This window comes from Butyrivibrio sp. AE2032 (genome assembly GCF_000702965.1).
The window spans coordinates 945,348-970,595 of record NZ_JNLF01000005.1; the positions used below are offsets into that span (position 1 = coordinate 945,348).

At 48.9% G+C, this 25,248-nt stretch carries 32 protein-coding genes and 2 pseudogenes; 3 read left to right on the forward strand and 31 right to left on the reverse strand.

Translation table 11 applies throughout. The features are described from left to right. Positions 1-142: 142 nt before the first annotated feature. Positions 143-691, reverse strand: coding sequence for a histidine phosphatase family protein (locus BO18_RS21995; protein WP_034449693.1), 549 nt, complete (start codon positions 689-691; stop codon positions 143-145). A gap of 150 nt (positions 692-841) precedes the next feature. On the opposite strand from BO18_RS21995, the gene BO18_RS22000 reads away from it, so the two are divergent. Further along, positions 842-1,540: a response regulator transcription factor gene (locus BO18_RS22000; RefSeq protein ID WP_034449694.1), complete on the forward strand. Its 699-nt coding sequence runs from the start codon at positions 842-844 to the stop codon at positions 1,538-1,540. Continuing rightward, positions 1,540-3,471, forward strand: coding sequence for a sensor histidine kinase (locus BO18_RS33340; protein ID WP_051689053.1), 1,932 nt, complete (start codon positions 1,540-1,542; stop codon positions 3,469-3,471). Before BO18_RS22000 ends, BO18_RS33340 begins: the two co-directional genes overlap by 1 nt. A gap of 33 nt (positions 3,472-3,504) precedes the next feature. Here BO18_RS33340 and BO18_RS22010 read toward each other — a convergent pair whose 3' ends face one another. The 30 genes and pseudogenes from BO18_RS22010 to BO18_RS22155 all read right to left on the reverse strand — a co-directional run bounded on the left by BO18_RS22010 (position 3,505) and on the right by BO18_RS22155 (position 23,693). Further along, the gene (locus BO18_RS22010; protein WP_081861195.1) at positions 3,505-4,662 is read right to left on the reverse strand and encodes an Mbeg1-like protein; all 1,158 of its coding nucleotides are present in this window, start codon (positions 4,660-4,662) and stop codon (positions 3,505-3,507) included. A gap of 123 nt (positions 4,663-4,785) precedes the next feature. Further along, positions 4,786-6,129, reverse strand: a complete 1,344-nt coding sequence (gene secY / locus BO18_RS22015; protein ID WP_034449696.1) for a preprotein translocase subunit SecY — start codon at positions 6,127-6,129, stop codon at positions 4,786-4,788. A 5-nt stretch (positions 6,130-6,134) separates the two neighbouring features. Further along, positions 6,135-6,578 (reverse strand): 50S ribosomal protein L15, encoded by a 444-nt coding sequence (gene rplO, locus BO18_RS22020; protein ID WP_034449697.1) that lies wholly within the window; start codon positions 6,576-6,578, stop codon positions 6,135-6,137. 12 nt (positions 6,579-6,590) lie between these two features. Next, complete coding sequence (rpmD, locus tag BO18_RS22025) at positions 6,591-6,770, reverse strand: 50S ribosomal protein L30 (protein WP_034449699.1); 180 nt, start codon at positions 6,768-6,770, stop codon at positions 6,591-6,593. Positions 6,771-6,787: 17 nt separating this feature from the next. Beyond that, positions 6,788-7,306, reverse strand: a complete 519-nt coding sequence (gene rpsE / locus BO18_RS22030; protein WP_034449700.1) for a 30S ribosomal protein S5 — start codon at positions 7,304-7,306, stop codon at positions 6,788-6,790. A gap of 18 nt (positions 7,307-7,324) precedes the next feature. Then, complete coding sequence (gene rplR, locus BO18_RS22035) at positions 7,325-7,693, reverse strand: 50S ribosomal protein L18 (RefSeq protein ID WP_034449701.1); 369 nt, start codon at positions 7,691-7,693, stop codon at positions 7,325-7,327. A gap of 23 nt (positions 7,694-7,716) precedes the next feature. Continuing rightward, positions 7,717-8,256, reverse strand: a complete 540-nt coding sequence (gene rplF, locus BO18_RS22040) for a 50S ribosomal protein L6 (RefSeq protein WP_034449703.1) — start codon at positions 8,254-8,256, stop codon at positions 7,717-7,719. A gap of 111 nt (positions 8,257-8,367) precedes the next feature. After that, positions 8,368-8,763 (reverse strand): 30S ribosomal protein S8, encoded by a 396-nt coding sequence (gene rpsH / locus BO18_RS22045; protein ID WP_034449704.1) that lies wholly within the window; start codon positions 8,761-8,763, stop codon positions 8,368-8,370. A 53-nt stretch (positions 8,764-8,816) separates the two neighbouring features. Beyond that, positions 8,817-9,002 (reverse strand): type Z 30S ribosomal protein S14, encoded by a 186-nt coding sequence (locus tag BO18_RS22050; protein WP_034449706.1) that lies wholly within the window; start codon positions 9,000-9,002, stop codon positions 8,817-8,819. Positions 9,003-9,020: 18 nt separating this feature from the next. After that, complete coding sequence (gene rplE, locus BO18_RS22055) at positions 9,021-9,560, reverse strand: 50S ribosomal protein L5 (protein WP_034449707.1); 540 nt, start codon at positions 9,558-9,560, stop codon at positions 9,021-9,023. A 3-nt stretch (positions 9,561-9,563) separates the two neighbouring features. Next, positions 9,564-9,914 carry a 50S ribosomal protein L24 gene (rplX, locus tag BO18_RS22060; protein ID WP_081778874.1) on the reverse strand — a complete coding sequence of 117 codons (351 nt, stop codon included), beginning with the start codon at positions 9,912-9,914 and terminating at the stop codon, positions 9,564-9,566. Positions 9,915-9,926: 12 nt separating this feature from the next. Next, complete coding sequence (gene rplN / locus BO18_RS22065) at positions 9,927-10,295, reverse strand: 50S ribosomal protein L14 (protein WP_028507491.1); 369 nt, start codon at positions 10,293-10,295, stop codon at positions 9,927-9,929. 24 nt (positions 10,296-10,319) lie between these two features. Beyond that, positions 10,320-10,577 carry a 30S ribosomal protein S17 gene (gene rpsQ, locus BO18_RS22070; protein WP_034449709.1) on the reverse strand — a complete coding sequence of 86 codons (258 nt, stop codon included), beginning with the start codon at positions 10,575-10,577 and terminating at the stop codon, positions 10,320-10,322. A gap of 14 nt (positions 10,578-10,591) precedes the next feature. Next, positions 10,592-10,792, reverse strand: a complete 201-nt coding sequence (gene rpmC / locus BO18_RS22075; protein ID WP_034449711.1) for a 50S ribosomal protein L29 — start codon at positions 10,790-10,792, stop codon at positions 10,592-10,594. Then, entirely contained in the window at positions 10,782-11,213 is a 432-nt protein-coding gene (rplP, locus tag BO18_RS22080; protein ID WP_034449713.1) for a 50S ribosomal protein L16, read from the reverse strand. Before rplP ends, rpmC begins: the two co-directional genes overlap by 11 nt. Beyond that, entirely contained in the window at positions 11,213-11,962 is a 750-nt protein-coding gene (gene rpsC / locus BO18_RS22085) for a 30S ribosomal protein S3 (RefSeq protein WP_034449714.1), read from the reverse strand. The genes rplP and rpsC overlap by 1 nt, the downstream gene beginning before the upstream one ends. A 12-nt stretch (positions 11,963-11,974) precedes the next feature. Then, on the reverse strand, positions 11,975-12,451 hold the full coding sequence (gene rplV, locus BO18_RS22090; protein ID WP_081861196.1) for a 50S ribosomal protein L22: 477 nt from the start codon (positions 12,449-12,451) through the stop codon (positions 11,975-11,977). A gap of 14 nt (positions 12,452-12,465) precedes the next feature. Then, on the reverse strand, positions 12,466-12,747 hold the full coding sequence (rpsS, locus tag BO18_RS22095) for a 30S ribosomal protein S19 (protein WP_034449716.1): 282 nt from the start codon (positions 12,745-12,747) through the stop codon (positions 12,466-12,468). Positions 12,748-12,759: 12 nt separating this feature from the next. Continuing rightward, a complete protein-coding gene (rplB, locus tag BO18_RS22100; protein ID WP_034449717.1) occupies positions 12,760-13,590 on the reverse strand; it encodes a 50S ribosomal protein L2 in 831 nt (276 codons plus the stop codon). Positions 13,591-13,706: 116 nt separating this feature from the next. Further along, positions 13,707-13,967: pseudogene (rplW, locus tag BO18_RS22105) on the reverse strand (50S ribosomal protein L23); the annotation flags it as partial. After that, complete coding sequence (gene rplD, locus BO18_RS22110; protein WP_034449721.1) at positions 13,967-14,590, reverse strand: 50S ribosomal protein L4; 624 nt, start codon at positions 14,588-14,590, stop codon at positions 13,967-13,969. The pseudogene rplW and the gene rplD, both read right to left, overlap by 1 nt. A gap of 17 nt (positions 14,591-14,607) precedes the next feature. Continuing rightward, a complete protein-coding gene (gene rplC, locus BO18_RS22115; protein ID WP_034449722.1) occupies positions 14,608-15,234 on the reverse strand; it encodes a 50S ribosomal protein L3 in 627 nt (208 codons plus the stop codon). A gap of 109 nt (positions 15,235-15,343) precedes the next feature. Further along, entirely contained in the window at positions 15,344-15,661 is a 318-nt protein-coding gene (gene rpsJ / locus BO18_RS22120) for a 30S ribosomal protein S10 (RefSeq protein ID WP_034449724.1), read from the reverse strand. A 368-nt stretch (positions 15,662-16,029) separates the two neighbouring features. Continuing rightward, the gene (hslO, locus tag BO18_RS22125; RefSeq protein ID WP_051689055.1) at positions 16,030-16,944 is read right to left on the reverse strand and encodes an Hsp33 family molecular chaperone HslO; all 915 of its coding nucleotides are present in this window, start codon (positions 16,942-16,944) and stop codon (positions 16,030-16,032) included. 9 nt (positions 16,945-16,953) lie between these two features. After that, complete coding sequence (locus BO18_RS22130) at positions 16,954-17,694, reverse strand: class I SAM-dependent methyltransferase (RefSeq protein ID WP_034449725.1); 741 nt, start codon at positions 17,692-17,694, stop codon at positions 16,954-16,956. 6 nt (positions 17,695-17,700) lie between these two features. Continuing rightward, positions 17,701-18,990, reverse strand: coding sequence for a murein hydrolase activator EnvC family protein (locus BO18_RS22135; RefSeq protein WP_051689056.1), 1,290 nt, complete (start codon positions 18,988-18,990; stop codon positions 17,701-17,703). Positions 18,991-18,998: 8 nt separating this feature from the next. After that, positions 18,999-19,895 carry a permease-like cell division protein FtsX gene (ftsX, locus tag BO18_RS22140; protein WP_034449727.1) on the reverse strand — a complete coding sequence of 299 codons (897 nt, stop codon included), beginning with the start codon at positions 19,893-19,895 and terminating at the stop codon, positions 18,999-19,001. Between the two features lie 716 nt (positions 19,896-20,611). Continuing rightward, positions 20,612-21,268, reverse strand: a pseudogene (gene ftsE / locus BO18_RS36645) (cell division ATP-binding protein FtsE); the annotation flags it as partial. Positions 21,269-21,274: 6 nt separating this feature from the next. After that, positions 21,275-22,381 (reverse strand): PucR family transcriptional regulator, encoded by a 1,107-nt coding sequence (locus tag BO18_RS22150; RefSeq protein ID WP_034449728.1) that lies wholly within the window; start codon positions 22,379-22,381, stop codon positions 21,275-21,277. 196 nt (positions 22,382-22,577) lie between these two features. Beyond that, positions 22,578-23,693: an ABC transporter ATP-binding protein gene (locus tag BO18_RS22155; RefSeq protein WP_028507475.1), complete on the reverse strand. Its 1,116-nt coding sequence runs from the start codon at positions 23,691-23,693 to the stop codon at positions 22,578-22,580. A gap of 478 nt (positions 23,694-24,171) precedes the next feature. Between BO18_RS22155 and argC the strand changes: the two genes are divergently transcribed. After that, on the forward strand, positions 24,172-25,248 hold the full coding sequence (gene argC / locus BO18_RS22160; protein ID WP_034449730.1) for an N-acetyl-gamma-glutamyl-phosphate reductase: 1,077 nt from the start codon (positions 24,172-24,174) through the stop codon (positions 25,246-25,248).

The window sequence follows — 25,248 nt, forward strand, 5'->3', positions numbered from 1 at the left end:
TCCTTTTTGTGACATATTTTTTGGGCGAAGCATCATGTTCCGATTATTAAAAAGATCCCGTTTTCGGGCTGATCTTTAATAGTAAACGGCAAATTATATTAAAAACTCTCTTAAGATCCGCAGTTTTTTAACAGTTGGAAACTTACATCAGCTTAATAAGCTTGCAGTTCTCGATGCCCTCTTCCCAGAGCTGGTCAACGGACTTGTGCTTAACGAGGCATACTATGGCGGAATTCATTGCGCCGTGACCGACGATCAGCACATCCTTATCCTCCTCGACAAGGGGAAATGCGACATCGTTGAGGAAATGGTCGGTCCTTGCAAGGAGTTCCTCTAAGCTCTCGGCGCCTCCGACAGCTTCATACTCTGCGGGATTGAAGAACAGCTCCCTGACGGGACACTCGGGCTTATTGAATACATTCTCGACGCCTTCGTAGATGCCGAAGCCCATCTCCACCAGTCTCTCATCGGTAATGATCGGAACATCACGGCCATCGAGAAGGATCTTTGCCGTCTCCTGCGCCCTTTTGAGCGGAGAGCAGAAACAGTAATCGAAATGAACATTCAGATACTCGTCATGGGCATCCCTGGCCATCTGTCTTCCGATGTCGTTGAGCGGCACATCCGTCCTGCCCTGAAGCTTGTGTCTTATGTTCCAATCTGTCTTGCCGTGTCTGATAATGTAGAGCATTTCGCGATTCCTTAATGTCGAATTATTTTTTCCACGGGATATTGTACCAAAAAAATCTCATTCTTAATCAAATCTTAATGTCACAGGTCATTTGATATTAATGGGTTTATCCGTAAAATGACATTATCTCGGACAGCATGAGGGGGAACTATGTATAACATTCTTATTTGTGATGACGACAAAGATATCGTAAACGCGCTGAAGATATACCTGCAGAATCCGGATTACAGGCTTTTTGAGGCGCACAACGGTATCGAAGCGATCGAGGCCGCACAGAAAGAAGAGATCCATCTCATACTGCTCGATATCATGATGCCGCAAATGGACGGGATAACAGCGATGGCAAAGATAAGGGAGAGTTTCAACATGCCCATAATCCTCTTAACGGCCAAATCGGAGGATCAGGACAAGATACTTGGACTCAACATAGGGGCGGATGATTATATCACCAAACCGTTCAACCCTCTGGAAGTGGCTGCGAGAGTTGGCTCGCAGCTCAGGCGTTACACCAAGCTCGGTTCGGGATCGGAAGCCAAAGAGCTTCTTACGGTCGGAGGGATCGAACTCGACAACAACACCAAGTCCGTCGCGGTCGACGGAAAAAACGTAAACCTCACGCCCACGGAATTCGATATCTTAAAGCTCCTTATGGAATTCCCGGGCAAGGTTTTCGCGCCCAAGGAGATATACAAAAAGGTGTGGGGAGAGGATGCCCTCACGGCCGGTGACAATACCGTTGCGGTACACATAAGACATCTGCGCGAAAAGATAGAGATCACGCCCAACGAGCCGAGATACATAAAGGTCATCTTCGGCCAGGGCTATAAGATCGAAAAGGGGAGAAATTAATGGAAAAGAAAAAGAAGCATTTTTGGAGAACTGTGGCCGGTAAGACGATATTGTTCATCGTCATCAACATCTCGCTGTTCTCACTTACAATGTCTGTACTGGCAAGTGTTTTTGCAATATCACAGGATTTTTATGACCATACGGAACAGGAATACTACGAACAGGTGGGCGAGAATAACCTGAATTATATTGCCATACAAAATGCCGAGATGATCCTCACCTCGAAGAACAACAGGTTCGATTCGATGAGCCTTCAGATCGAGGACGAGAAAGGCCAGGTCCTTGGCGCATCCTATGACTTTAATGAAGTCAGTTCCTCCGTCGGAAAGACAGGTGAATATCAGGATGCCGAGCTGTTTACATATGATATCTCACTGTACAAAGCCGAAGACGGGACATTAAATTTAAATTTCTTAAGCAATGGTTCAGGCGACGTATCCTCCGCCACGATCAAGGTATACGCAAACCCTGCTGACTTTGCCGGCATGTCTGCATACGAAAAGGACATCGTCCATCTGGCATATACGCTCCGTTATGCCGTCTACCCTATCGGGATCGTTTCATTTTTCCTGTGCCTTGCCGCCTTCATTTCGCTCATGTGCGTCTCGGGAATGAGACCGGATTCGGAAGAACCCGCGCTGGGACCTATCGGCAAGGTACCCTTCGACTTAATGGTCCTGGCATTCATCCTGACTCTTCCAATTGCATTCCTTATCCTGAGTAACATCTCAGGGGTATTTGAAGCTGCAATGGCTCTCGTCATCTGCGTTATCTATCTCAACATGGGACTCGGCCTCTGCGTCGGCTTTGCTGCCAGGGTCAAACTCCATGTGCTGATAAAGGATTCTCTTACATATAAGATCATCATCCTTTTCGGTAAGTTCATAAAACTCATATTCAAAGCGATCTTTTCGATACCCCTTGTATGGAGGACCATACTGATCATCGCAGGTATCTCATTCATAGAACTGATCGTCATCGCCGGTTCAGGAGTCGAGCCAGATGTCATCGCCGTCGGCTGGGTCCTTGAGAAGATGATCCTTTGCCCCGTCATTCTCTATATAGCGTTCATGCTAAGGAAACTCAAGATATCGGGAGATAAGATGGCACAGGGCGATATCACTTACCGCACCGGCACCAAGGGGCTTTGGGGAGATTTCAAAAAGCACGCCGTAAATCTCAATGCCGTTGCAGATTCCGTAACGATCGCAGTTGAGGACAGGCTCAAGTCCGAACGAATGAAGACGGAACTCATAACCAATGTCTCACACGACATCAAGACTCCGCTCACATCGATAATCAACTATGCTTCTCTCATCGGAACGACCGACCCCTCCGACCCTAAGATAAAAGAATATTCCGAAGTTATCGTCAGGCAGTCAGACAAGCTCAAGAGGCTTATCGAAGACCTGGTCGAAGCCTCAAAGGCCCAGACAGGAAACCTTGAGATCGTCGCTGCTCCATTGGACAACTGCACGTTCATCTCACAGACCGACGGTGAGTTCAAGGACAAGATAGAAAACGCGGGTCTCACGCTCATAAGCACCACACCCGAAGATAAGGTCATGATAATGGCTGACGGCAGGCGCATGATGAGGATCTACGACAACCTCATGAACAACATCTGCAAATATTCCCAGCCCGGCACGAGAGTCTATCTCTCTCTCGAAGTCATAGACGGCATGGCAGTAACGACATTCAAGAACACATCGAGCCAGGAACTCAACATCAGCGCCGACGAACTTGTCGAACGCTTTGTAAGAGGAGATAAATCCCGTAATACCGAAGGCAACGGATTGGGGCTTTCGATAGCACAGACACTTACGGAGCTCCAGGGAGGAAAGTTCAAAGTAACCATAGACGGGGATCTTTTCAAGGTAACGCTGTCATTCCCGGTGCTGACAGAAGTTCCGCCGGCAACTGCCACATAATACCAGGCAAACTAAAACGGGAAGCGGTACGGATCACTGCTTCCCGTTCTTTATCTTGCCCGATGCGATCGAAAGGATCCTGCTCTCTTCTATCTTCTCCTTCGCCGCTTCACCCCGTAACTCGTTTATATTGACAAAGAACATCTTTACGAGCGTCCTGACCTTCGCTCCCGAGTCGTTCCTTATCTGCCTCATCTGCCCTATCATGGCCTTGGTGCCCCTTACGCCGACCTTCGTCAGCATACTTAAGTTCTCGCATCCCGAAGCTTCAAATACGGAAAAGAGTTCATCGACGAAAACCTTGCGCTCTTCAAAGCTCATCTCGTCCAGCCACGTGGTCATGGTCTCATCAAAAAGATCGCTGATCTTATCGGTGGCATTGCATGTCTCGAATTCCTTTCCCTCGAGCTGCCACGTCAGCGGACTGTGCTGCATGATGCCGAACTCGGAACTCTTTACGACTACCGGCTCAGTGGTATTGGTAAGAAGTCTTCCGACTATTGATGTCTCCGGAATGTATTTCATGACCTTTGGTCTGACATTCTTAAACCGCTCAGACTCGAGTGCATCATCATTGAATCCAGGCCCGTCGAAATTGTATATAGCAAGCACGCGTTCAGCCATGCCAGGATCTGCCGCCACAGCGTATATCGCCAGATGTCCGCCCTTTGAATGACCGCCGGCACGGAAATTTACCGTCCTTCCGCTCATTGTCTGCTTCAGGTAACGGGCAGCTTCCTCCTCTGCGGGAACAGTCATGAAACTCAGGTTGAAGTCTTCCTTCCACCCTATTATCGTGTCGTCCGTTCCCCTGAATGAGATGAAAGGAATGCCGTCACCGGTATCTATCTCGACAGCCGCAAACTGTATCTCCCTTGAGATGTCAGTATCGTTTATGTAGTTGAGGAGATATGCATTCCTGAATCTGTCTGAATCCGCAAGATGCCTTAACAGCGCCGGGGCGAAACTGATGAATGACTTGTCTGCGGCCAGTTCTTCTTCGGAATGCAGCCCGAAAAACTTTTCGGAAGCTTCTCCTAAAGTGATCTTGCCTTCTCCAGGTGAGGGTACGACACCTGCAAGATCCACATAGGACAGCGTGGAAAGGAGCAGCGCATCAACGCTGTTGAAAGGATCGCGCTCAAAAGAAAGATCTCCGCGCCAGGCCAGATAATCAAGCATGTTACTCATAAGCCAATTATAGTCCAGAAACAGATTCGTTGACAGGGGAATGCTTTATGCCCGTCATACCATAAAAAGAGGTTGCCCTTTCCGGACAACCTCTTTGGTTACATGGATTATGCAGTAATTAAATTACCTTCTGCCCTTCTTGATCGTAAGATCTTCAAGGAATCCCTTAGGGCTTCTGATCTCAAGTTCACCTTCAACCTGAACGATGAGGTCATTTGCAACACCCGTAAGGATCAGTACTGACGTACCTGCAAACCAGACATTCTCAAAGCCTGTAAGGATACCGATGATGGTCGGAACGATGCAGACGAGGACGAGGAAGAATGCTTCCATCCAGTTGAGTCTGAATGCAGTAGCCTTGATGAAGTCTGTAGTAGGCTTACCTGATCTGATACCGTTGATCATACCGCCGTTCTTATTGATGTTGTTTGCAATCTCAACGGGATGGAAATTGATCGCCGTATAGAAGAATGTAAACGCGATGATAAGGACGAAGTAGATAATGTAATACCAGACGCTACCAGTAAAGCTGTTCTTTAACCAGAGTGCAACTTCGTTCGTTGTATTGCTCATGAACAGGTTGATCACGATGGACGGAACTGCCAGGAGCGACATAGCGAAGATAACAGGCATAACACCGGACATGTTAACCTTGAGCGGGATATAGTCTCTGTTACCGCCGCGTGCCTGTCTTCCGATAACCTTCTTGGAGTACTGTACGGGGATCCTTCGCTCTGCGTTCTGAACATAGAGAACGAAGACGATTATCGCAACAGATACGATAGCTACCGCGATGAAAACAAGGATACCGACCGTAATACCAAGAGCGGCATTCTCGATGGAGTCGCTGATGTTTACGCACTTTGCATAAAGCGTCTTGACCATGTCGGGAAGACGGGTAACGATACCTGCGAAGATTATCAATGATACACCGTTACCAATACCCTTATCATTGATCTTCTCACCTAAGAAGACAACGATAGCTGCACCGGCAGTGAATGCCATGACAACGAGGCCGAAATTGAGCCACTTGGGAAGGCTCGTGTTAAGAGCCGAACGTGTTGAATAAGTGAACAGGCAGGACTGAAGGAAAGCCAGACCGATCGCCGAATAACGTGTGATCTTGTCCATCTTCTTTCTGCCGGACTCACCCTCTTTGGACATATCTTCCAAAGCGGGGATTACAACAGTCAGGAGCTGGATGATGATCGATGCGTTGATGTACGGCGATACACCCAGGGACAGGATGGAAGCGTGCATGAGACCACCACCTGAGATGAGGTCCATGATGCTTCCGAGCTGACCCCACTGTCTGATCAGAGTAGTGAACTTCTCACCATCGATTCCCGGTACGGCAACGAGGCCGCCGAGCATAAAGATCCCCAGGATCATGAAGGTATAGAGCAGCCTTTTGCGTATAGACTCTACACGAAAAGCATTTACTGCAGTATCGAAAATACCATTCATGCCTATTAACCCTCCGTAGCCGTGCCTCCGGCCTTCTCGATCTTCTCCTTTGCTGCAGCTGTGAACTTGGCAGCTGTTACGTTGAGCTTCTTTGTGAGCTCGCCGTTTCCGAGGATCTTGATGCCGTCGTTGTTCTTAGGAACAGAGATGATACCCTTCTCGGCGATAGCCTTGGCATCTACTGTTGTTCCGTTATCAAAGACCTCAAGATCTTTAACGTTGATTGTGATATATGCAGGAGCAAATCTCTTGTTGTTGAAGCCTCTCTTAGGGAGACGTCTGTAAAGGGGCATCTGACCACCTTCGAATCCGGGTCTTACGCCGCCGCCTGAACGTGCGTTCTGGCCCTTGTGGCCGCGGCCTGCTGTCTTACCGTTTCCGGATCCGGGACCTCTGCCCTTGCGATATGCTTTTACGTTGCCTGCGGAAGTCATTTCATTGAGCTTCATGTGGCACCTCCATTAATTCTCTTCAACGGCTACATAGTTAACAGCCTTCTTGATCATGCCGCGTGTAGCCTCATTGTCAGCCTTCTCAACAGTCTGACCGATCTTCTTTAAGCCCAGAGCTCTGATAGTAGCTTTCTCGGACTCTCTTGCCTTATTTGTGCTTTTGACAAGCTTAATCTTGATGTTAGCCATATTGAGTTCCGGCCTCCTTACTTGATCTCGTCAACAGACTTGCCGCGAAGTCTTGCAACTTCCTCAGCAGACTTCAAGGACTTGAGACCCTCGATAGTAGCGTTGACCATATTGTTAGGATTGTTGGATCCGATAGACTTTGTACGGATGTCCGTGATACCAGCAAGCTCGCATACTGAACGTACGGGACCGCCGGCGATAACACCGGTACCGTTTGCAGCAGGCTTCATAACGATGTGAGCTGCAGCGAATTCACCGATTGTCTCGTGAGGGATCGTGCCGTTAACGATGGAAACATCAACGATGTTCTTCTTAGCTTCTTCGATACCCTTTCTGATAGCGTCCGGAACTTCGGTGGACTTACCGATGCCCTTACCTACACGACCCTTTCTGTCACCGATAACTACGAGAGCAGCAAATCTCATGTTCTTACCGCCCTTAACAGTCTTGGAAACACGACCGATGTGGATAACGCGCTCTTCGAACTCCTTATCCTTCTTCTCTTCTCTTGAAATGTTCTTAGACTCTAAAGCCATCTAATTTGCTCCTCCCGATTAGAATGAGAGACCGGCTTCTCTTGCCGCCTCTGCCAAAGCCTGTACTCTTCCGTGATAGAGATATCCGCCACGGTCAAATACTACATCCTTGATATCCTTGGCAATTGCGCGCTCGCCGATGAGCTTGCCAACTGCTTTAGCTGCCTCGACGTTGCTGCCTACGGATATGGAACCCTTGATCTCCTTGTCGAGTGTGGAAGCACTTACAAGAGTTGTTCCGTTTGTATCATCGATGATCTGAGCGTAAATGTGGCTGTTGCTTCTATATACGCAAAGACGAGGGCACTCTGTCGTTCCGGAAATCTTCTTTCTTACACGAACATGCTTTCTCTTACGAATCTTGTTCTTATCAATTCTACCAATCATGTTGAATATACCCCCTTTGCGCCTTACTTCTTAGCTCCGGTCTTACCTTCCTTGATGATAAGGTGCTCGCCGGCATACTTAATACCCTTGCCCTTATAAACATCAGGAACTCTAAGAGAACGGATCTTTGCTGCGGTCTCGCCTACGAGCTGCTTGTCAGCGCCCTGAACGATGACCTGATTATCTTTGACATCGATTGTGATGCCTTCGGGTTCAACCATCTCGATAGGATGAGAATAACCGAGGTTGAATGTAACCTTGTTTCCAGCCTTGCTGGCTCTGTAACCTACACCGTTGATCTCGAGTGTCTTTGTGAAACCCTCGTGTACGCCGGTTACCATATTCTGGATGAGCGCTCTGGTAAGACCGTGGAGTGAACGATGATTCTTATCATCGGAAGGACGTGTAACTGTAATCTGTCCATCCTCCAGCTTTACTGTGATGTCCGGATGAACATCAAGTGAGAGCTCTGCTTTGCCGCCCTTAACCGTTACGTGCTGACCATCGATCTTTACATCGACGCCGGCGGGAACGACTATGGGCATTCTGCCGATTCTTGACATATAAATTTTCCTCCTGCTCTTAAGATTTAACCTGAAGGCCCGGTATGTCGCCGCGGCCTCCGGCTTTTCAGAGATGTATATTTTACGGAAGTCTTAAAAGGCTTCTATAAATTACCAAACGTAAGCGAGAACTTCGCCGCCTACACCAAGCTTTCTGGCCTGCTTGTCAGTCATAACACCCTTGGATGTTGAGATGATAGCAACGCCTAAGCCGTTAAGTACGCGAGGCAGATTCTCTTTGTCCGCATAGGTACGAAGACCGGGCTTGGAGATTCTCTTGATACCTGTGATGACAGGCTTTCTTCCGGAATACTTGAGTGTGATCCTGATAACGCCCTGAGTATTGCCCTCGAGCAGTTCGAACTTCTCAATATATCCTTCATCAACGAGGATCTGCGCAATAGCCTTCTTCATGTTGGACTGGGGAACGTCAACCGTGGCGTGTCCAGCAGTACCTGCATTGCGGATTCTTGTGAGCATATCTGCGATTGCATCTGTAATCTGCATAATTCTTCCTCCTGTTTATTATGGACAGTTCTAATTCTTAAGAAAGAAAACTGTTACCAGCTTGCCTTTCTTACGCCCGGAATCTCTCCCTTGTATGCCAAATCGCGGAAGCAGAGACGGCAGATGCCGTACTTGCGAATGTAAGCATGAGGTCTTCCGCAAAGCTTGCAGCGGTTGTGCTGCTGCGTGGAAAACTTGGGTGTCTTCTGAGACTTAAGAATCATTGACTTCTTTGCCATGTGTTATTCTCCTCCAAATTACTTGCGGAAAGGCATGCCCATGAGCTTCAGGAGCTCGAATGCCTCTTCGTCTGTTCCGGCAGTAGTAACAATGATGATGTCCATACCGCGAATCTTATCAATCTTATCGTAGTCGATCTCAGGGAACATGAGCTGCTCCTTGATACCCATCGCATAGTTGCCGTGTCCGTCGAAGGAATTGGGATTGATTCCGCGGAAGTCACGTACACGGGGAAGAGCGAGGCTTACGAGCTTATCGAGGAAGTAATACATATTGTCTCCTCTCAAAGTAACCTTGCATCCGATCTTCATGCCCTCTCTGAGCTTGAATGCTGCGATGGACTTTGAGGATACCGTAGCTACAGGCTTCTGGCCTGCAATGATGCCCATGTCGCGCATAGCGCTCTCAAGAGCCTTCGGGTTATCCTTAACTTCACCTACACCCATGTTGAGGACGATCTTGTCGACCTTCGGGATCTGCATAGGTGAGCTGTACTTAAACTTCTCCTGAAGTGCGGGTGCAACTTCGGAAATGTACTTATCCTTTAATCTGGTCATTGATTATTCCCCCTTCTTAGCCTTAGAAACCGTATCGATGACCTCGCCGGATCTCTTAGCGATCCTGGACTTGGAACCGTCCTCGTTAATACGGTAGCCTACTCTTGTGGGCTCGCCTGTCTTGGGGTCGATGAGCATAACATTGGATGCATCGATGGAACCTTCACGCTCTACGATTCCCGAAGGAGCGTTCTGGCTTCTGGCCTTCTGATGCTTCTTGACCATGTTTACGCCTTCTACGTAAACTCTGCCCTTCTTCTGATCAACCAAAATGACCTTGCCCTTTGCGCCCTTGTCCTTGCCGGAAATGACAATGACCTGGTCGTCTTTCTTTACATGAATACTCTTAGCCATGTCTATTCCTCCTTAAAGAACTTCCGGAGCGAGAGATAAGATCTTCATGTAGTCCTTATCTCTTAACTCTCTTGCTATGGGTCCAAAGATACGAGTTCCGCGGGGATTCTTGTCTTCCTTAATGATGACAGCCGCATTCTCGTCGAACTTGATATAAGAACCATCGTTACGTCTTACGCCCTGCTTGGAACGTACAACGACAGCTTTAACTACGTCGCCCTTCTTGACCATGCCGCCGGGAGCAGCGCTCTTTACGGAGCAAACGATAACGTCGCCGATGTTGGCATACTTTCTCCAAGAGCCGCCCAATACTTTGATGCAGAGAAGCTCTTTTGCTCCGGTGTTGTCGGCAGATCTGAGTCTGGATTCAACCTGAATCATCTGATATATCCTCCTTTAATCGCCTTACTTAGCCTTCTCAACGACACTGACCAGTCTCCAACGCTTATCCTTGGAAAGAGGGCGTGTCTCCATAACTTCAACCTTATCGCCCAGGTGAGCTTCGTTGTTCTCATCGTGAGCCTTAAGCTTGTATGTTCTCTTCATGATCTTTCCGTAAAGAGGGTGCTTAACGTGCTCTACGACGGAAACTGTGATCGTCTTATCCATCTTGTCGGATGTAACGAGACCGACTCTGGTTTTTCTTAAATTTCTTTCAGCCATTTGCCGTCTCCTCCTTACTTATTAGCAGCGAGCTGCTTCTCGCGCTGAATTGTCATTACTCTTGCGATATCACGCTTAACCTGTGCAATCTGAGCCGGATTATCGAGCTGGTTTGTTGCATGCTGGAAGCGGAGCTTGAAGAGTTCTTCCTTCAAAGAGGCGAGCTCATTTGAAAGCTCTTCGTCAGACATCTTGCGGATTTCTTCAACCTTCATTTGCGCTTTCCTCCTTTACCTTTGCGATAAACTTTGTCTTGCAAGGGAGCTTGTGTCCTGCAAGTCTCATTGCTTCTCTTGCCTGCTCTTCAGTAACGCCTGCGATCTCGAAAAGAACTCTGCCCGGCCTAACTACTGCGCACCAGTACTCGTTTGCTGCCTTACCTGAACCCATTCGGACCTGTGCAGGCTTCTTTGATACCGGCTTGTCAGGGAAGATCTTGATCCATACCTTACCGCCACGCTTTACGTATCTGTTGATCGCGATACGTGCAGCTTCGATCTGATTTGACTTGATCCAGCAGGGTTCGAGAGCTACAAGACCGTAATCACCGTATGCGACGAAGTTGCCGCGGTGAGCCTGGCCCTTCATGCGGCCTCTCTGCTGCTTTCTATACTTTGTTCTCTTAGGAAGTAACATTAAGCTTTTCCTCCTTCAGACTTCTTTGACTGGCTCTTCTGGCCGAAAACCTCACCCTTGTAGATCCAGACTTTTACACCGATGATGCCGTATGTTGTCTTAGCTTCTGCGAAGCCGTAATCGATATCGGCACGGAGTGTCTGAAGCGGGATAGTACCTTCGTGATATGTCTCGGATCTTGCGATCTCGGCACCGCCCAAACGGCCGGAGCACTTTGTCTTGATTCCGAGAACACCGGGCTGCTTCATAGCCATCTGCATTGCTCTCTTCATGGCTCTTCTGAAGCTTGCACGGTTCTCGAGCTGAGAAGCGATGTTCTGAGCTACGAGGAGTGCATCTGTATCACTGTTCTTGATAACTTCGATATCAACAGTGAATGTTCTCTTCTTGTCCTTAGCAACGTTCTTGTTGAATTCCTTCTCAAGAGCGTCCTTAAGAGCCATTCTGCCTGAACCCTTGTCTCCGCCTACGAGCGAAGGACGGGCTGTCTTTACTATAACGTTGATCCTGTCTGTGCCCTTACGGTCGATGATGACCTTGGATACGCCTGCAACATTCGTGCGGCTCTCGTCTACGGGCTTCTTGGCGTTGCCTCTTGCGATAGGCTCTACTGCCTTAAGTACGAACTCACGGATCTTCTGATCTTCGACAAGACAATCAGAAAAGGTATTCTTGTCGGCATACCAGTGTGAGCTCCAGTCATCGATAACGCCTACTCTAAGTCCATTCGGGTTAACTTTCTGACCCATGCTTAAACCTCCTTATACCCTTTCCTTGAGAACTACAGTAACGTGACTTGTTCTCTTCTTGATCGAACTTGCCGAACCTCTTGCTCTGGGGATGTATCTCTTGAGCACGGGGCCGGGATTAGAAATGCACTCTGCAACATAGAGCTTGTCTCTGGAAAGGTCGAAGTTGTTAACAGCGTTAGCCTCAGCGGACTTCAGAACCTTAGCGATGACAGGGGATGCTGCCTTGGGTGTGTATGTGAGGATAGCATATGCTTCATCTAAGGACTTACCCTTGATGAGGTTAGCAACTACTCTTACCTTGCGGGGAGCAATCCTGATGTACTTAGCGGTAGCTGTTCCTCTGTCTCTTCCCATTCCGAGAAGCTTCTTCTGCTTCTTTGTAGGAGTGGGGAGCTTGTTTGAAGACTTGGAAGGAGCCGCATAAGCTTCGAGGATCTTCTCGCGGTTCTTCTCAATATTCTCTCTGCTTAAAATAATCTTTTCCACAGAACTTACCCTCCTTATGAGTTAGAAGCGGACTTCTCGTTGCTCGTGTGTCCGCCGAACTTACGTGTAGGAGCGAACTCACCGAGCTTATGTCCTACCATATCCTCGGTAATGTATACCGGAACATGCTTATGACCGTCATATACAGCAATCGTATGGCCGACGAATTCAGGGAAAATCGTAGAAGCTCTTGACCAGGTCTGAACGATCTTCTTGTCGTTGGCTGCATTCAAAGCCTCGACCTTCTTCATGAGAGCCGGCTGAACGTAATAGCCCTTTTTGGTTGATCTACTCATTGAACTGCCTCCTTATGCCTTTCTCGACTTAACAATATACTTACCGGACTGCTTCTTCTTGTTACGTGTCTTCTTACCAAGTGTAGGAACACCCCAAGGTGTAACAGGGCCGGGAAGACCGATAGGTGACTTACCTTCACCACCGCCGTGAGGGTGGTCATTAGGGTTCATTACGACACCTCTAACTGCAGGTCTTACACCTGCGTGTCTGGACTTACCAGCTTTACCGAGCTTAACGTTCTCGTGCTCGGCATTGCCGATGGAACCGATCATTGCGCGGCACTTCTCGGGAACCATTCTAACTTCACCGGAAGGAAGACGGATCTGAGCATAGCCGTTCTCCTTAGCCATTAGCTGGGCGGAAGCGCCTGCAGTTCTTACGAGCTGAGCGCCCTTGCCGGGATTCATCTCTACGCAGCAGATAACTGTACCTACCGGGATGGAAGAGATGGGAAGAACGTTGCCGTTGAGGATATCTGCATCCGGGCCGCTCTCAACCTTGTGACCTACCTTGAGGCCCTCGGGAGCAAGAATGTAGGACTTAACGCCGTCAACATACTGGATGAGTGCCAGGTAAGCTGTTCTGTTAGGATCGTATTCGATAGCCTTGACTGTTGCAGGGATTCCTACTCTGTCACGCTTCCAATCGATAACTCTGAGCTTTGTACGGTTACCGCCGCCGATATGGCGAACCGTGATACGGCCATAAGAGTTACGGCCGCCAGTCTTCTTCCTGGACTTAAGAAGGCTCTTCTCCGGGTCCTTCTTTGTAAGAACGGAATAGTCAGCTATGGCCATTCCACGAACTGCGGGAGAAGTAGGTTTAAATGTTTTTACTGCCATTTTTATATCTCTCCTTGATTACATTACTGACCAAAACCGAATTCTTCGATTGATGTCTTGTTCTTTGCGCCGGTCTTTACAGCCTTGCCGCCCTTGCCGAGGTATGTACCCTCAACGGAATCTGTAGCGATCGTAACGACTGCCTTCTTGTAAGCTGCTGTCTTGCCGGGCTTGTTTCTGAGTCTCTTTACCTTACCGTCGTAATTTGCGATGTTAACGGAAAGTACCTTTACACCGAAGAGCTTCTCAGCTGCAGCCTTGATCTCGGGCTTTTCAGCGTCGGGTGCAACTACGAATGTGTACTTGCCCTCTTCTGTGATAGCCATCGTCTTCTCTGTGATGATGGGCTTAATGATTACATCATAGGGTGACTTCATTATTTGTACACCTCCTCGATCTTCTCAACTGCAGCCTTAGTAGCTACAAAGCTGTCATACTTGAGGATGTCCATAACGTTGATCGTGTTGACCAAAGCTGTCTTAACATCCTTGATGTTCCTTGCAGAAAGCTCTGCGTTCCTGTTAACGCCCTCGAGAACGATGAGAGAAGACTCGCCGGCGCCGATGGCCTTGAGAGCCTTAGCAACTGTAGCTGTCTTTACTTCATCAAGGTTCATGTCCTCGATAACGATCATCTTCTGATCAGCAACCTTGGAAGAGAGAGCTGACTTAAGAGCAAGTCTCTTAACCTTCTTAGGTACTGTGTAGCTGTATGATCTGGGGTTGGGTCCAAAGATGATTCCGCCGCCAACATACTGTGCGGATCTTGTTGAACCGTGACGTGCACGACCGGTACCCTTCTGTCTGTAAGGTCTCTTACCGCCGCCGGATACTTCGCTTCTTGTCTTTGTCTTCTGTGTGCCCTGTCTCTTATTTGCAAGCTGGTTTCTAACTACTGTAGACATTGCAACTTCGTTGGGCTCGATGCCGAAAATCTCATCGGAAAGCTCGATGGAACCCTTAACGGCACCTGTCAAATCTTTAACATCAATTTTAGCCATTATTATGTTCCTCCGTCTTATGCCTTAACAGTATTCTGTACTGTTACGATGCCGCCCTTAGGACCGGGGATAGCTCCTCTGATTACGAGGATTCCTCTTTCGCCGTCTACCATGACAACGCTAAGGTTCTGTACTGTGCAGTTAACTGCGCCCATATGTCCAGGCATCTTCTTACCGGGTACGACTCTACCGGGTGTGGAAGTAGCGCCCATGGAACCGACTCTTCTGTGATACATGGAGCCGTGACCGGAAGGACCACCCTTCTGTCCGTGACGCTTGATGTTGCCCTGGAAACCCTTACCCTTGGATACGCCGCTTACGTCAACCTTGTCGCCGACTGCGAACATATCGGATACTTTGATCTCCTGTCCGAGGCTGTACTCCTCGTCGGGTGTGAATTCGCGGATGATTCTCTTAGGCTCAACGTCAGCCTTCTTGAACTGTCCTGCGTCAGGCTTGTTTACAAGCTTTGCTCTGATGGAACCTGTGCCTACTTTGCAGGCCTTGTATCCGTCAGTCTCTACCGTTTTGTTCTGGAGCACGTACATAGGCTCGCAGCTTATAACGGTTGCCGGAATAACGTTGCCGTTGTCATCGAACAACTGTGTCATGCCGGACTTTCTGCCAATGATGAATTTCGTCATAAAGTTCTTTCCTCCTATTAGGTTATTGGTTCAACGGTTTCCCGAAGAACGTGACCTCGGTTCTTAGGGCTTGGCAATCCTTAAAAACCGATTTAAGCCTTGGGCGTTATTACTTGATTGTTACCTGAATAGTAACGCCTGCGGGCATGTCAAGCTTTCCAATGTCTTCCATCGTCTGTGAGGACGGTGTGTAGACGTCGATGATCCTCTTGTGAGTTCTCTGTTCGAACTGCTCACGTGAATCCTTGTTTACGTGAGGTGAACGGAGGATAGTGATGATCTCCTTCTCAGTAGGGAGCGGGATAGGACCGGAGAAGCTTGCATCGTCACGAGCAAGTGCATCTACGATAAGCTTTGCGCTCTCATCGAGGATCTTGTGATCATAAGCCTTGAGCTTGATCCTGACCATTGTTGTCTTTGCTGCCATTTTGTTGGCCTCCTTCTATAAGCTGTATTTCTTTTTTCTCTCAACCCTAGCGGGAGTGTCCTGTCCTTCCATTCAAAAACCCAGACTATCCAGTTACCACCTGTTGGCGGCACTTTGGTTCTCTGGGCAGTATGTACTGCTGCAGGCTCTCCGGACCTGAGTCCCGAGACGGCATCGGATCGTATCCTCCGCCTTCGGCTCCTTCGAAGTTCCCCACCTCGTGAGCAAATGCGCAGCCGGCGCCTCACCTCGTGGCAATCTCCGTTATCTAAGCCTTATCACCCGTTTTTCAGGGCAGAATACACCCTGTTTTAGACGCGTGCGAATGGTATTCTACTATCATGTCTGGGGTTTTGCAAGCACTTTTTTCAGTTTTTGCCTATATTTTTAAGCTCTTCAGGCTCAAATACATATTTACTGTTGCAAAATCTGCATACGGTCTCCACCGGCTTGCCGTCTTTTGTGATCTCTTCAATGTCGTTTTTGCCCAGAGCGGCAAGGCCTGAGAGCATTCTTTCCCTGCTGCAGTTGCACTTGAACTCAACTTCCTGACCGTCAAGATACTTAAGGTCGGGATCCCCCATGAAAAGATCTATTATCTGTGCAGGAGTAAAGCCTTCGCTGAAGAGGAAAGATATCTCCGGGAATCCCGAAGCCCTCTTTTCGAGATATGAGATCTCATCTTCCCCGGCACCCGGAAGGAGCTGGATCATGAGTCCGCCCGCTTCGGTAACCTGCCCTTTCGAGAGCAGTACGCCCAAAGAAACTATCGACTTGGTCTGCTCGGACTTGGCAAGATAGTAAGCAAAGTCCTCGGCTATCTCACCGGAGATTAGTTCGGAAACTCCGACATACGGCTCTTTCAGTCCTATGTCCCTTACGACAGTCAGGCTTCCTTTTCCCACAGCCGCGCCCACATTGATCTTTCCGGGCTTGTGGTATTCGGTCGGGACCACGGGTTCCATGGGGTATGCCCTTACCTTGAAACCGAAATCGGTCACGCAAGTCATGCCCTCCAGCGGTCCGTCTCCCCTGATAATGGTGGTCTGGGTGTCATTTTCGTTCTTCATCGATTCGGATATAAGGATGGAACCCGTCATAAAACGTCCGAGAGCAGCCGTTGCCGCAGGGCTCATCTGATGCATGACCCTTGCTGTCTCGCAGACCGCAGTCGTCCTTACGCAGAGACATTTTACAAGACCGCCCAGGCCTTCGGCTCTGACGATGTGGTCTTTTTTCAGGTCTTGGGGCGCGCCCGGAACATAATATGCGTTGTCTGACATAGCCGGTCCTTATTTGCCGAAAACGTAGAAGATACGCTCATCTTCATCGCCCGGCGCTTCTCTGTTAAGATCACCGAACAGGGCAAGCTTTTTGAGTCCGGCTTTCGAAGCCATCCCTTCTATCTCTTCGCGGGAATAGAATCTGGCAGTAAGCTCGCCGTCGTATCTCTCGTAAAGATCATCTTCCGTCAGCTCGAAAAGAGTCATCTCGGCGTGATTGATCCTGTTTTCCTTATCGTAGTGATTGACCCAGAGGAGCGTAAAGTCCTCATAGTCCTCATAAAAAACGTTTTCTCCGAGTGAAGACTCGAAATGTTTCCTGGTGGTGACATCGAGTATGAACACTCCGCCTTCCTCAAGGAGCGAGGAAACACACGTAAACATACCGGCAAGAGCCTTTTCGTCCGTGATGTGACCTATGGTATCCATCGTGGAGATAAAGCAGCCGCAGGAAGGGCCTTCATATGAAGTAATGTCGGCACATACCCAGGTAACAGTTCCCGTCTCATCACCGGAAGAAGCCATGCTCAGCATGTCGGGCGAAAGATCGACGCCCGTAACGGAAAGTCCCTTTGAAGCGAGATAGTTGGTGATCATGCCCGTGCCGCATCCGAGATCCGTAACCGAAGGATCCTTTATCCTGCAGAAATCGGTGATGAGGCCGTGGATATAAGGACCCCACGAGCCGTCGCCGTTCAGCTGGAGCACGTCATAATGCGCTGCAAGAATGTCGTAGAAACTTTCTTCCATGATGTCTTAAGGCAGATAGTTCAGAGGGTTCTTCTTTTCGCCGTTCAGACGGACCTCGAAATGGAGATGTGCGCCCGTTGATGTACCGGTGCTTCCGACTTCGCCTATCGACTGGCCTGCACTGACATACTGGCCTTCGCTGACATAGATGTCTCTTGCGTGTCCGTAAAGTGTCGCGTATCCGTTGCCGTGGTCGATGATGCAGTAGTTGCCGTATCCGGAGCCGCCCTTGTTGCAGCCCTCGTAAGGCTCGGTTACATAGATGACCGTGCCTGCCGCAGCAGCCATGATCTTATCTCCGTAACCCGCACCGATATCGATGCCGCCGTGGAACTTCGTTGTACCGTAAACGGGGTGAATCCTGTTTCCGAAATAGGATGTTATTGAATGACAATATGTGGGCCAGCTGAACGTAACGCCGCCGGTTGTCTTTGAACCGCCGGAAACCGGATGTTCTTTTGCGTACTGGTCCTGAAGCTTCTTGATCTCCTTATCGAGGGAATCAGCGTAAGCTTCGAGCTCGTCTTCCTTTGCTTCCCATGAATCGATGCTTGTATTTACGTCTTCAAGAGTTGATTCTGTAGTTCCGATGAGGGCAGCCAGTTCATCGAGCTGCTTCTGCTTCTCATCTGCGACTCCCTGCATCTCTTCAGCATACTGGAGCTTGATATCAGCCTGGAGCTGTGCGTCATCCAATGCAACCTGGAGCATGTCGATCGCCTGTGCGTCAGCATCGGCGATGAGAGTTATGAGTTCCATGTTCGTAAAGAAGCCGGCAATGCTGTCTGATTCCAAAAGGACTTCCAGAGTCGACTTGTTCTGATATTCGAACATGACGGTGATCCTGTCGGTGAAGAGCTGCTGCTGATACTCGAGATTCTCCTGGGCTTCAAGGAACTCGTCCAGAGCCTTTGCCTTTTCCTCAAGAGCAGCTTCGAGCTGTGCCGCGATGATCTCATACTGGGCGCGCTGTTCTTCATTGGCAGCGTTGAGCTTCTTAAGCTCACCCTGGAGATCGCTCTTCTGGTCCTTGAGATCTTCGACCATGCTGGCAGCCTTCTTGGCCTGTGTCCTGGCCTCATCTCTCTTCTTCTTTGCGTTCTCGATGTCTTCTTTCGAAACCGCATTGGTGATCACAGGGATGCCGCCGACGGCAATTACCTTTTGTGAAGTGATCCAGGAACCTGATGTCGTGCAGATGATGCCTGCGAGCAGCGCTACGCCGAGCATGGATATTCTGCGCCAGATCCTTGTCTTTTTAGTATTCTCTTTCATTAACTTCTCTGTCTTTTCCATAATGCGCCTCACACTTTGATGTACTTGCGTACCGAGATGCCGCTTCCGACAGCTCCGATTATCAGTCCCATAAGTAAAAGAATTACCAGTTCATGCCACATTAAAGATCTGGTCGTAGCCAGAGCATAGAAACTTCCGGGGTCGATCGAACTCATTGCCTTGTCGTATACCTGGTGGTAAACGAGAGTCGTGATCGCCCACGAACATATCGCGCTGAAAAGTCCTACTATCGCTCCCTCGGTAATATAAGGAAGTCTTATATAGTTGTTGGTCGCACCGACGAACTTCATGATCTCGATCTCGTTCGCTCTCGAGTAAACGGAGATACGTACCATGTTCGAGATGATGAACAGCGCGATGATGAACAATACGATAAATGATACGGCCGTCGTAATGTTGACAATCCTCGAAGCCCTTGTAAGGAAGCTCATGACATTGCTCTCCTGCGCGACCTTTGCGACTCCGGTGTATGTCGCGACTTCCGCACAGACCTTGTCTGCCAGCGAAGGATCGGACAGCCTTAAACTGAATGTATAAGGAAGATACATGTTGTAATCGAAATCATCCAGGATCGATGAAGAAGTTCCGAGATTGCTCTTGAATTCCTCGTAGTTCTGCAGCGGCGAAGCTGCCGTAAACTCTATGATATCCGGATTGTTTGCCAGGTTCTGAGCGACCTGGTTTCTCTCCTCCTCGGTGCACTGGAGATTCATGTAGACTTCGATAGGCGGCCTTTGAGCCAGCTTAGTCGTGATAAGTCTCGCGTTGACCGAGAACATATAGAACGCGCCCATGATTATGAGCATCATCATGATCGTTGTAATGGAAGCCATAGTTACCAGCGGGTGTCTGATGATACCGCGGAAACCTTCCCTTATAGAATTGAAAAACGCTCTTGCAGTCATTATTCTTCATCCTCCGGGAAAATGTCTATGTCGCTTCCGGGCATGAAGTCCGTTCTTCTGACCTTTTTCTTTTTGTCGAGTTTTTCTTTTCGTCTGGCTTCCTTCTGGGCGAGCCTGTCCTCGCGCGACTTTTTCTTTTCTTCGCGCTTATTGTCTTTTGACGCGGTATATGTCTCTTCACTCGGGAAAGTCAGAGCGTCATCAGCCGTGATGTCGGGATCTGTTTCCTTTTCCGCGGGAGCATTTACCTCAGCAGCTGCAGGCTCAGACTTCACCTCATCACCGAAAGCTATGAAAGGCTCCTCGACCGGAGCTCCAGTTTCTTCCTCAGCTGCCGCGGGAGCTTCCTCCATCTTCACGTCCTCAACAGGGATCTCCTCTGACGGGATGTCCTCTATCTTTGTTTCCGGGACAGATTCAGGGGCTTTATCCTGCGGGGTTATCTCCTCTTCATCCATTTTGAAAGGTTCTTCGACGGGTGCGCTCACTGTCGCAGCGCCGTTTGCATCGTCACCGAAAACGAAACCGGGAGCCGGACTTACGGTCTCTGCAGGCTGATACTCTGCATCGTCGTAGTTGTCGCTGTACGCTTCGTCATCGCCGAACGCAATGCCGCTGACTTCCTCTTTTCCTGCGTAGTAAGATGTTCTTGCAACAGGCGGCATGTATGCTTCGTGGTCAGCTGCCTGATCGCCTCTGTATCCGCTCTTCTTTTCGTCTCTTGAGATGAGACCGTCTTCGATCTCGATAACGCGCTGCTTCATACGGTCGACCATCGCACTGTCGTGAGTACAGATGATTACCGTCGTGCCGCCATTCCTGTTGATCTCCAGGAGCATCGCCATGATGGCTTCCGATGTCTCGGGGTCAAGGTTTCCCGTAGGCTCGTCGGCAACGATGAGGCTTGGGTTGTTTACCATGGCCCTGGCTATTGCGACTCTCTGCTGCTCACCGCCCGATAACTCCTGCGGATAGCAGTCTGCCTTGTCTTTAAGTCCTACTACGGATAAACAGATCAGGACCGTGTTCATGAGGTCCTGCTTCGGAACGCCTATGATCTCGCCCGCGAAAGCGACATTCTCCGCAACGGTCTTCGTCTCGATGAGACGGAAATCCTGATAGATCATGCCGATCCTGCGGCGCAGGACAGGCACGAGCGCACGGCTCATGTGGGAGATGTCGAAGTTGTCTATGGTTACTTTTCCTGAAGTCGGTCTCTCCTCACATGTTATGCACTTGAGGAGTGTCGACTTGCCTGAGCCTGATTTTCCGATTACAAAGACGAATTCACCGTCTTCTATAGTGAAGCTGACGCCCTTTAAAGCTTCAACTCCCGACCTGTAAGTCTTTTCAACGTCAATAAAATCGATCAATTCCTATTACCTTATCTTGTTGTCATTGGTATCGTTAAGATAGTCGATATAGGTCCTGACCATGGTCGCCATCTTAAAGAGTACCGCATCATCAAATTTTCTCAGGTCAAGGCCTGTCTTGGTCTTAACCTTTTCGAGTCTGTATACGAGCGTGTTCCTGTGAACGAATAATTCTCTTGAAGTCTCGGATCCGTTGAGGTCATTGGCAAAGAACGTATCGATCGTGGTCCTTGTCTCCTCATCCAGCTGCTTGAAAGCCTCGTTAGGGAAAACCTCTCTGATGAACATCTCGCAGAGGGGCTTGGGGAGCTGATAGATAAGTCTGCCGAGTCCCAGCTTGTCATATCTCGACAGGTCTGATTCACCGTCGAAGATCTTGCTGACCTTTAATGCCGTCATGGCATCGGAATATGACTTGCTTATGTCCATGAAGGAGCCTACTACGGAACCTACCGCAACCTTGGCCTTGCAGCCTTCCGATGTAAGGCATGCCAGTACGGACTGTGATGTCTCTTCGATGAAACTGTCCCTGGACTCCTCGCTTACCTGTGATTCGAGCGCGTCAATTATGACGATCGCCGTCGTATCATCCATGGAGATGACTGTCGCAACATCCGAATCAGTATAAAGATTCTGGAGTATCTCGAATGCTTCGGCACTCTGCTCCGTTGCAGTTCTTACGACGAGAACGAGTCTAGGATCGTTGCAGTCGATCTTATATCCTCTGGCGATCATGGGGACTTCGCTCCTGATCTCGTTATCGAGCAGCACGTTACGGATGAAGATGGCCTTCTCCGCGTCAGTGCCCTTTTCCTTGACCAGAGTCTTCATCCACTCCGCAATAAGCTGCAGAGAGATCTTGGCATCCGGATCGGTGCTCTCTATATAAAGGATATATTTAAGCTGTTCACCAATGAAAACCTTGAGATATGTCCTGTCTGCTGTCGAAGCGAAAAGATTGTCCGAGGATACGACTGCTCTGAAGGAAGGATCGATCTCATCTTCACCGACCTCATTCGTCGCAGCCAGGATCTTTCCTGCCGTATCGATCACGCCGCAGTTTACGGAGATGATCGTTTTTACCTGACGCATACATTTCTTTATCTCTTCCATGGCTTTCACCTCATCAAGAATTCAATAAGAACGCCTAAAACGCTACATTAAATGATATTATTTTTCGCTTTAAGGTGCAAGCGAGCAGAGATTTTGACATTGATTTGCCACATAAGCGGGCAATCAAAAGGGCTGTCTCAACAGTGAAACATTCACTTTTGAGACAGCCCTTGTTTGAGGTTCTAAAGATTGATTATTAAGAAATGATGCTCTGCTCAGTATCCTTATCGAAGAGGTGGATACGGTTAGAGTCTACTGCGAGGTCTACAACCTGACCAACTGCTGACTGGGATGTTGTAGGGTCAACGCGGCATGTGAGCGGGAGTGAGCCGTTGACTGTGACATAGAGATATGTCTCAGCACCGAGCATTTCGACGACGTCGACGTCAGCTGTGAAAGCGGACTCAGGGTGATCTGTAACGTATGTAATATCGTCTGTGATAGCCTCAGGTCTTACACCGAAGATAACTTCCTGACCGTCACGCTCCATAACTTCCTCAACTGCATATCTCTCAGGGAGCTTGATAGCAACGTTCTCGAAAGAAACGAATACGTCGGAACCTTCAACGTTGAGAACAGCATTGATGAAGTTCATAGGAGGCATTCCGATGAATCCTGCAACGAATGTGTTGACCGGGTTGTCATAGAGCTCCGTAGGAGAGTCAACCTGCTGGATGAAACCGTCCTTCATAACTACGATTCTGGTACCCATCGTCATAGCCTCTGTCTGGTCGTGTGTAACGTAGACGAAGGTTGTCTTGAGTCTGTGGTGGAGCTTTGTGATCTCGACACGCATCTGTACACGGAGCTTAGCGTCGAGGTTTGAGAGAGGCTCGTCCATGAGGAAGACCTTAGGGTCACGAACGATAGCACGGCCGAGAGCAACTCTCTGACGCTGACCACCGGAGAGAGCCTTAGGCTTTCTGTCGAGGAGGTGCTCGATCTCAAGGATCTTAGCTGCTTCCTGAACACGGCGGTTGATCTCGTCCTTAGGCATCTTTCTGAGCTTAAGAGCGAATGCCATGTTGTCACGAACTGACATGTGAGGATAGAGAGCGTAGTTCTGGAAAACCATTGCGATGTCTCTGTCCTTAGGGAGAACGTCGTTTACACAACGATCGTCGATATAGATCTCACCCTCTGAAATATCTTCGAGACCGGCGAGCATACGGAGTGTTGTAGACTTACCGCATCCGGAAGGGCCAACGAGGATAACGAATTCCTTATCTGCTACGTCAAGATTGAAATCTGAAACTGCGACAACGCCGCCTTCATACTTCTTGTAAACGTGCTGGAAAGATAAACTTGCCATAACTTATAACCTCCAAATAGTGTGCCCATCCGAAAGTGGGCGTGATAACTACGAGAATAGTATCAAAACGCAATTTTCTTTACTATATGGCACATTTCCCAAAAAAAGCGGGAGTAATTTGGCATAGTAAAATGCCCCGCTTGGTAAATATATCAATTGGCTTTGAATTATTTTGTGTGTGTTGTACAAGAAAAAGAGGCAAATGCAATAAATTGGGGCATTTTTCGGGGTTTTGTGCATTGTGCAAATTATCTCCAAAACGTCGAAAAGGTCTTTATTTATTATTACTTTTAGATTACCAAACGCTCCGTGATGATCATGCGGGGCTCCTGTTGCGATATTATGCGGATTGGATCAGTGACATATAAATAAGTTTTTATTTATGCACAACTTTGTTGACTTTTGAATATTTATGCATTATATTGCATAAATCACACATAAGGGCAGGTATCTCATGCCCTGACCGGAGGCTAAAAATATGGCAATTGAAGAATCTGTTAAGTATGTATCTATTATAGGATCCACAGGATATGTCGGCGCTGAGCTCGTAAGAGGCTTTGCCGCTCATCCCGTCTTCAGATTCCGCCATCTCACGAGCCAGACTTTCGCGGGCAAGCCCTATTCGGACATCTACCCGGAATTCCGCGGCATCGTTGACAATATCTGCGAAGATCTCCCCTATTCTGAGGTCGCGAAAGATTCCGATCTTGTCATCACGGCTCTTCCCCACGGGGTATCCGCAAAGATCGTTCCCGAGCTTCTCAAGGAAGGATGCAAGGTCATAGACCACAGCGGAGATTTCAGATATAAGGATCTCACGACTTACGAGAAGTCCTATAAGCTCACTCACCCCAATCCTGAGCTTCTGGAGACCGCGGTATACGGACTTCCCGAGTTCTACAGAGAGCAGCTCAAGACCGCAAAGCTCGTTGCAAATCCGGGATGCTATCCGACATGTTCGCTCATCGCTCTGGCCCCCTTTCTCAAGGCAGGCCTCATCGAAGAGGATTCCATCATCATCGATGCGACATCCGGAGTAAGCGGCGCAGGCAGAAAAGCCGATCTCGCTTATGCATTCTGCGAACTCGACGAATCATTCAAGCCTTACGGCGCAGTCGGACACCGCCATACGACGGAGATCTCTGAGCAGTGCTCTTTTCTCGCGGGAAAGAAACCGGGAGACATCAAGGTCACCTTCACTCCACACCTGGCACCCTTCAAGCGAGGAATGCTCGCAAGCGTTTACGCCAAGCCCTCCGCAGCATTCAATGATGTGTCATCCGAAAAGATAAATGAGATATATAAAGAGTTCTATAAGGACGAGACATTCGTAAGAGTCCTTTCAGGAAAAGAGCTTCCCGACGTTAAAGCCGTAGCATGCTCCAACTATATCGACGTAAACGGCGTTTTCGATCCCGAGACGGGCATCATCAAGCTCTTTACGGCACAGGACAATCTCGGCAAGGGCGCAGCTCTTCAGGCAATCCAGGCGGCAAATGTAATGTTCGGTCTCGATGAGACGGCCGGACTCAAGAATATAGTAAGAGGTATCTGA